The sequence below is a fragment of the Ramlibacter sp. 2FC genome (genome assembly GCF_005503345.1).
Lineage (GTDB): Bacteria > Pseudomonadota > Gammaproteobacteria > Burkholderiales > Burkholderiaceae_C > SCMQ01.
Genome location: NZ_SCMM01000101.1, coordinates 1 through 7,315, shown reverse-complemented (window position 1 = coordinate 7,315; position 7,315 = coordinate 1). Strand labels below are relative to the sequence as shown.

Annotated in this window: 8 protein-coding genes; 4 read left to right on the top strand and 4 right to left on the bottom strand. The window is 68.6% G+C overall.

The window, feature by feature from the left end; translation table 11 throughout:
- Window positions 1-32: 32 nt before the first annotated feature.
- From FFS10_RS22420 to pyrG, 3 genes are read right to left on the bottom strand one after another with little or no spacing between them, the layout of a single operon-like run.
- Window positions 33-323 (bottom strand): DUF1330 domain-containing protein, encoded by a 291-nt coding sequence (locus FFS10_RS22420; RefSeq protein WP_137896817.1) that lies wholly within the window; start codon window positions 321-323, stop codon window positions 33-35.
- Entirely contained in the window at window positions 320-1,174 is an 855-nt protein-coding gene (gene kdsA, locus FFS10_RS22415) for a 3-deoxy-8-phosphooctulonate synthase (RefSeq protein ID WP_137896816.1), read from the bottom strand. Before kdsA ends, FFS10_RS22420 begins: the two co-directional genes overlap by 4 nt.
- A gap of 10 nt (window positions 1,175-1,184) precedes the next feature.
- A complete protein-coding gene (pyrG, locus tag FFS10_RS22410; protein ID WP_137896815.1) occupies window positions 1,185-2,852 on the bottom strand; it encodes a CTP synthase in 1,668 nt (555 codons plus the stop codon).
- A 172-nt stretch (window positions 2,853-3,024) separates the two neighbouring features.
- Between pyrG and coaBC the strand changes: the two genes are divergently transcribed.
- The 3 genes from coaBC (at window position 3,025) to FFS10_RS22395 (ending at window position 5,338) form a co-directional block, all read left to right on the top strand.
- On the top strand, window positions 3,025-4,236 hold the full coding sequence (coaBC, locus tag FFS10_RS22405; RefSeq protein ID WP_137896814.1) for a bifunctional phosphopantothenoylcysteine decarboxylase/phosphopantothenate--cysteine ligase CoaBC: 1,212 nt from the start codon (window positions 3,025-3,027) through the stop codon (window positions 4,234-4,236).
- A gap of 4 nt (window positions 4,237-4,240) precedes the next feature.
- Window positions 4,241-4,690, top strand: coding sequence for a dUTP diphosphatase (gene dut, locus FFS10_RS22400; protein ID WP_137896813.1), 450 nt, complete (start codon window positions 4,241-4,243; stop codon window positions 4,688-4,690).
- 165 nt (window positions 4,691-4,855) lie between these two features.
- Window positions 4,856-5,338 carry an outer membrane lipoprotein gene (locus FFS10_RS22395; RefSeq protein WP_137896812.1) on the top strand — a complete coding sequence of 161 codons (483 nt, stop codon included), beginning with the start codon at window positions 4,856-4,858 and terminating at the stop codon, window positions 5,336-5,338.
- Window positions 5,339-5,378: 40 nt separating this feature from the next.
- Here the strand turns inward: FFS10_RS22395 and FFS10_RS22390 are convergent, their stop codons facing one another.
- Window positions 5,379-5,903: an FKBP-type peptidyl-prolyl cis-trans isomerase gene (locus FFS10_RS22390; protein ID WP_137896811.1), complete on the bottom strand. Its 525-nt coding sequence runs from the start codon at window positions 5,901-5,903 to the stop codon at window positions 5,379-5,381.
- A gap of 41 nt (window positions 5,904-5,944) precedes the next feature.
- On the opposite strand from FFS10_RS22390, the gene FFS10_RS22385 reads away from it, so the two are divergent.
- Complete coding sequence (locus FFS10_RS22385) at window positions 5,945-7,063, top strand: cupin domain-containing protein (RefSeq protein ID WP_137896810.1); 1,119 nt, start codon at window positions 5,945-5,947, stop codon at window positions 7,061-7,063.
- Window positions 7,064-7,315: the final 252 nt, after the last annotated feature.

Genomic DNA, 7,315 nt, shown 5'->3' with positions numbered 1-7,315 from the left:
GTGGGCGGGCGCCCTGGACAAGGAGGGGGGCTTCAGCCCACCCCCTCGACCGCGACCATGCGCATCACGGCCGCGCCCTCGCGCGCCGCGCGCGCCCTGCCGTATTCGGGCGAGGCATGGAAGGCCTTGGCGGCTTCGAACGAGGGGAATTTCAGCAGCACCAGGCGCTCGGGCGCCCAGTCGCCTTCCAGCCGCTCGACCTGGCCTCCGCGCACGCAGACCTCGGCGCCATGCGCCTGCATGGCGTCGGTGGACCATTTCTTGTATTCCTCGTACTGCACCGGGTCGGTGACCTGCACATGGGCAATGATGTAGCCGCTCATGCGAAATTGCTCTCCAGGAACGGAGTTTTTTTGGTTACGGAATCGAGCGCGACCAGGGTCTCGAGCAAGGCCTTCATGTGCTTGAGCGGCACGGCGTTGGGGCCGTCGGACAAGGCCTTGGCCGGGTCCGGGTGGGTCTCCATGAACAGGCCGGCCACGCCCACGGCCACGGCCGCGCGCGAGAGCACCGGCACCATCTCGCGCTGGCCGCCCGAGCTCGCGCCCAGGCCGCCGGGCAGCTGCACCGAGTGCGTGGCGTCGAACACCACAGGGGCGCCGGTCTCGCGCATGATGGCCAGGCTGCGCATGTCGGACACCAGGTTGTTGTAGCCGAAGCTCGCGCCGCGCTCGCAGGCCATGAAGCTGTCTTCATCGAGGCCCTTCTCGCGCGCGGCGGCGCGCGCCTTGTCGATCACGTTCTTCATGTCGTGCGGCGCGAGGAACTGGCCCTTCTTGATGTTGACCGGCTTGCCCGACTGCGCCACGGCGCGGATGAAGTCGGTCTGGCGGCACAGGAAGGCCGGGGTCTGCAGCACGTCGACCACGGCCGCGACCTCGGGGATCTCGGCCTCGCTGTGCACGTCGGTCAGCACCGGCACGCCCAGCTCCTGCCGGACCTTGGCCAGGATCTCCAGGCCGCGGGCCATGCCCGGGCCGCGAAAGCTGGTGCCCGAGGAGCGGTTGGCCTTGTCGTAGCTGCTCTTGAAGATGAAGGGGATGCCCAGGGCGGCAGTGATCTCCTTGAGCTGCCCGGCCACGTCCATCTGCAGCTGCTCGGACTCGACCACGCAGGGGCCGGCGATCAGGAAGAAGGGTTTGTCGAGGCCGACGTCGAAATTGCACAGCTTCATGGGGTGCTCCTCAGGCCACGGCCTTCAGGTTCTTGCCGGCCGCCTGGTGATCGAGCGCGGCCTTGACGAAGGCATTGAACAGCGGGTGGCCGTCCCAGGGCGTGGACTTGAACTCGGGGTGGAACTGCACGCCCACGAACCAGGGGTGCGCGTCCTGCGGCAGCTCGACGATCTCGGTCAGCTGCTCGCGCTGGGTCAGCGCCGAGATCACCAGGCCGGCCTGGCGCAGCCGGTCCAGGTAGTTCACGTTGGCTTCGTAGCGGTGGCGGTGCCGCTCGGTCACCACGTCACCGTAGATCCTGTGGGCCAGCGTGCCGGGGGCCACGTCCGAGCTCTGCGCGCCCAGGCGCATGGTGCCGCCGAGGTCGGAGTTGGCGTCGCGCACCTGGATGCTGCCGTCGGCGTCCTTCCACTCGTTGATCAGCGCGATCACGGGGTTGGGGCTGTCGGGCTCGAACTCGGTGCTGTTGGCGTCCGCCAGGCCCGCCACGTGGCGCGCGAACTCGATGGTCGCGACCTGCATGCCCAGACAGATGCCGAGGTAGGGCACCTTGCTCTCGCGCGCGAAGCGCGCGGTGCAGATCTTGCCCTCGATGCCGCGCTTGCCGAAGCCGCCGGGCACCAGGATGGCGTCGTACTTGGCCAGGCGCGCCACGGTATCGGGCGTGATGGTCTCCGAGTCCACATGCTCGATCTTCACGCGCGCATGGTTCTTCATGCCGGCGTGGCGCAGCGCCTCGTTGACCGACTTGTAGCTGTCCGACAGGTCCACGTACTTGCCGACCATGGCGATGGTGACCTCGGCCTTGGGGTGCTCGAGCTCGCGCACCAGGTCGTCCCAGCGCTTGAGGTTGGCCGGCGGCGTGTTCAGGCGCAGCTTGTCGCAGATCAGGCCATCCAGGCCCTGCTCGTGCAGCATGCGCGGCACCTTGTAGATGGTGTCCACGTCCCACATCGAGATCACGCCCCACTCTGGCACGTTGGAGAACAGGCTGATCTTGGCGCGCTCGTCGTCGGGGATGGGGCGGTCGGCGCGGCACAGCAGGGCGTCGGCCTGGATGCCGATCTCGCGCAGCTTCTGCGCCGTGTGCTGGGTCGGCTTGGTCTTGAGCTCGCCGGCCGCCGCGATCCAGGGCACGTAGGACAGGTGCACGAAGGCCGAGTTGTTGGGGCCCAGCTTGAGGCTGAGCTGGCGCACGGCCTCCAGGAAGGGCAGGGACTCGATGTCGCCCACCGTGCCGCCGATCTCCACGATCGCCACGTCGACTTCATGAGGCGAGTCCATGCCGGCGCCGCGCTTGATGAAGTCCTGGATCTCGTTGGTGATGTGCGGGATCACCTGCACGGTCTTGCCCAGGTAGTCGCCGCGGCGCTCCTTCTCGAGCACGCTCTTGTAGATCTGGCCGGTGGTGAAGTTGTTGGCCCGGCGCATGCGCGTGGTGATGAAGCGCTCGTAGTGGCCCAGGTCCAGGTCGGTCTCGGCGCCGTCGTCGGTCACGAACACCTCGCCGTGCTGGAACGGCGACATGGTGCCCGGGTCCACGTTGATGTACGGGTCGAGCTTGATCAGGGTGACTTTGAGGCCCCGCGATTCCAGGATCGCAGCGAGGGAGGCTGAGGCGATTCCCTTGCCCAGGGAGGACACCACACCGCCGGTGACGAAGACAAATTTGGTCATGTCAGGGTCGGGAGATCGGTCCCGAGGGAGGTGGTAAAGCGAGATTATAGATGTGACACCGCGCTTGCCATTTCGCGTGCCGGGCCGGCTTGGCGCGGTGTCTGGCCGGTCTGCTACATTGCGCCATCCCAGCTTCTCTCGTTCCGGGCCGGGCCCGGACGCCGCGCCATCCATGGACCTGACCGGAAAACACATCGTCCTGGGCCTCACCGGGGGCATCGCCTGCTACAAGTCCGCCGAGCTCTGCCGCGCCCTCGTCAAGGAGGGCGCGACGGTGCAGGTCGTGATGACCGAGGCGGCGGAGCGCTTCATCACGCCCGTCACCATGCAGGCCCTGTCGGGGCGGCCGGTCTACGGCTCGCAGTGGGATGCGCGCGAGCCCAACAACATGCCGCACATCAACCTGAGCCGCGCGGCCGACGCCATCGTGCTGGCGCCCTGCAGCGCCGACTTCATCGCGCGCCTGGTGCAGGGCAGGGCCGACGAGCTGCTGAGCCTGATGTGCCTGGCGCGGCCGATCGAGCGCGTGCCGCTGCTGGTGGCGCCGGCCATGAACCGCGAGATGTGGGCCCATCCGGCCACCCAGCGCAACCTGGCCCAGTTGCAGGCCGACGGCGCCATCCTGCTCGGCGTGGGCAGCGGGCTGCAGGCCTGCGGCGAGACCGGCGACGGCCGCATGCTCGAGCCCGAGGAGCTGCTGGAGGACCTCGTCGCCTTCTTCCAGCCCAAGCCCCTGGCCGGCCGGCGCGTGCTGGTGACGGCCGGGCCGACCTACGAGGCGATCGACCCGGTGCGCGGCATCACCAACCTCTCGAGTGGCAAGATGGGCTTTGCGGTGGCGCGTGCCGCGCGCGAGGCCGGCGCCGAGGTCACCCTGGTGGCGGGGCCGGTGGACCTGGCCACGCCGCGCGGCGTCAGCCGCGTCGACGTGCGTTCGGCGCAGGACATGCTGGCTGCCGTGAACGCGCGCGTCGAGCAGGCCAGCCTGTTCATCGCCACCGCCGCCGTCGCCGACTGGCGGCCGGCCAACGCGGCCGACCAGAAGATCAAGAAAGACGGCTCGGGCCGCACGCCCGAGCTGGCGTTCGCCGAGAACCCCGACATCCTGGCTGCGGTCGCGCAATCGCCGCGCGCCCAGTCCGGCGCGCTGTTCTGCGTGGGCTTCGCGGCCGAGAGCCACGACCTGCTGGCCCATGCCCAGGCCAAGCGCGCGCGCAAGGGCGTGCCGCTGCTGGTCGGCAACATCGGCCCGGCCACTTTCGGCCAGGACGACAACGCGCTGCTGCTGGTCGACGCCCAGGGCGCGACCGAGCTGCCGCGCGCGAGCAAGCGCGAGCTGGCTCGCCAGCTGATTTCCGACATTGCCCGCCGCCTGGCGGCCTGAACAGATGAACATCGACGTCAAGATCATCGATCCGCGCATGGCGGATCAATTGCCCGCCTATGCCACGCCCGGCAGCGCCGGCCTGGACCTGCGCGCCTGCCTCGAGGCGCCGCTCACGCTGGGCCCCAACGCCTGGCAGCTCGTGCCCACCGGCATTGCGATTCACCTGGACGACCCCGGCTACGCCGCGCTGATCCTGCCGCGCTCGGGCCTGGGCCACAAGCACGGCATCGTGCTGGGCAACCTGGTGGGCCTGATCGACAGCGACTACCAGGGCCAGCTCATGGTCAGCGCCTGGAACCGCAGCGATGTGGCCTTCACCATCGAGCCCATGGAGCGCATCGCGCAGCTGGTCGTGGTGCCGGTGGTGCAGGCGCGCTTCAACCTGGTGCAGGAGTTCGCGACCGCGAGCGCGCGCGGCGAGGGCGGCTACGGCTCGACCGGAAAAGCCTGAGCCGGCCCAGCTTGAACGGGTAGCCGTCCGCCCGGTAAAGTTGGTGAGCGTCTGTGACGGTGGTCGGCCCGATCCGGGCTGGGGCGTTAAAGTTAGACAGAGGCTTCATGCCATGGTCCGTGTCGCGGGCCGGCCTGTTCAACGCTCATTTGCAAGGAGATGCCCATGCGTTCTACCTGCGTACTGAAATTCCTGACCACCACGGTCGTGGTCGCTACCCTCGCTGCCTGTGCCGATTCGCCTCGCACGAGCAGTTATCCCGCCACCTATCCGGCCGCAACGGGCTACCCGACGGCGCCGGCCTATGTCCAATACGGCCGGGTGACCAACGTGGAGTTCATGCGAACCCAGCAGTCGGGCAGCACCAGCGGCGCCGGTGCGGTGATCGGCGGCGTGGTCGGCGGCGTGCTGGGCCATCAGATCGGCAAGGGCACGGGCCGCGACGTCGCCACCGTGGCCGGCGCGGTCGGCGGTGCCCTGGTCGGCAACACCATCGAGAAGAACCGCGCCCCGGGCTCGGTCAACGAGTTCTATCGCGTGTCGGTGCAGCTGGACAACGGCACCATGCGGGCCTTCGACTACGCCACTGCGCCCAACGTTCGCATCGGCGACCGCGTACGGGTCGAGAACGAGCAGCTCTATCGCTGACGGCGCGCCGCCCCGGCCCCGCGGGCCGGGGTGAGCATCCTCAGTGCAACTGCTCGCCGCCCGGCGCCATGGGCTGAACCTTGAAGAAGCCCGTGCCGGCGCTGCCGCGGCCGAGCTCCCCCTCGGTCGCCTCGCGCACTGCCACCACCTTGAGGCTCAGGCGCAGGGCGATGCCGGCCAGCGGATGGTTGGCGTCGAGCACCAGGTGCTCGGGGTAGATGTCGGTCACGGTATAGAGCAGGTCCCTGGGCGCGCCGGGGTTCGTGCCGGCCGGCAGGGCCGTGCCCTCGATGCTCATGCCTTCCTCCAGCCCGTCCGGAAAAAGGGCGCGCTGCTCGAGGAAGACCAGCTGGTCGTCGAAGTCGCCGAAGGCCTCCTCGGGCTCCAGGTGCAGGTCCAGCTTGGCGCCGGGCTCGTGGCCTCGCAGCGCCTCCTCGATCTTGGGCAGCAGGTCGTCGCCGCCGACCAGAAATTCCACCGGATCGTCGAGCACGTCCAGCGTTTCTCCCAGGGTGTCTTTGAGCGTCCAGGTCAGAGCGACCACGCATTGAGGGGTGATTTCCATAGCAGAATTGTCGCAGTTTGAGCTTTTCCCTCACTGAATCCATGGATGTGACCCAACCCCTGCCGCTGCTGGGCGGCCTCAGCGCCCAGCAGTTCATGAAGCGCCACTGGCAGAAGAAGCCCCTGCTGGTCCGCCAGGCCCTGCCCGGTTTCGTGCCGCCGCTGGATCGCGGCCAGCTGTTCGAGCTGGCGGCCGACGAAGGCGTGGAGTCGCGCCTGCTGCGCCAGGGCGCCAAAGGCTGGCAGCTGCGGCGCGGGCCCTTCGCGCGGCGCGCCCTGCCGCCCCTGAAGGCAGCCGGCTGGACCCTGCTGGTGCAGGGCGTGGACCTGCATGACGACGCGGCACACCGGCTGCTGCAGCAGTTCCGTTTCGTGCCCGACGCCAGGCTAGACGACCTGATGGTCAGCTACGCCAGCGATGGCGGCGGCGTGGGCCCGCATTTCGACAGCTACGACGTGTTCCTGCTGCAGGCCCATGGCCAGCGCCGCTGGCGCATCGGCCGGCAGAAGGACCTGAGCCTGCAGCAGGGCCTGCCGCTCAAGATCCTGGCCCAGTTCGAGCCCGAGCAGGAATACCTGCTCGAGCCCGGCGACATGCTTTACCTGCCGCCGCGCTACGCGCACGACGGCGTGGCGGTGGGCGAGTGCATGACCTATTCGATCGGCTTTCGCTCGCCGGGCCGTGGCGAGCTCGCGCGCGAGCTGCTGCAGCGCCTGGCCGAGGATGCCGACGAGGTGGCCGGCGCGACGCTCTACCGCGACCCGGCGCAGCCCGCCGTGAGTTCGCCCGGCGGCATTCCGCCGGCCATGGCCGATTTCGCGCGTGCGGCGCTGCAAAGCGTGCTGGAGGACCCGGACGAGCTGCACTGCCTGCTCGGCGAGTACCTGACCGAGCCCAAGCCCCAGGTCTGGTTCGAGGCCGGGTCCGGGCAGGCCTTGCGCGGCGCGGTCACGCTGGACCGGCGCACGCGCATGATGCACGACGAGCGCCGCATCTTCATCAACGGCGAGAGCTACCTCGCCTCGGGGCGCGACGCGCTGCTGATGCGCCGCCTGGCGGACCTGCGCTGCCTGGAGGCCGCCGAGGTGAGCCAGGCCAGCCAGGGCGCACGGGCGCTGATGGCGGGCTGGTTGGCCTCGGGCTGGCTGCACACCGCGTGAGCGGCGGCAGGGATGTAGCGCGCGGTTACTCATGGCTCGCCTCAGGGTTTGTAAGAATTGATTTTCTTGTGGCTATAATCCGCGGCGGAGCAGAAAGAGCTCGAGTCCTTTCTCTCGGTCGATGCAACCCGATGGTTGTGGCGACAGTTTCCGGAAATTGTTTTTTCTCACCCTAAGGAAAATTGAAATGAAAAAATCGCTCGTTCTTGCGACCCTGATTGCGGCTGCTGCTCTGGCCGCCTGCGGCAAGAA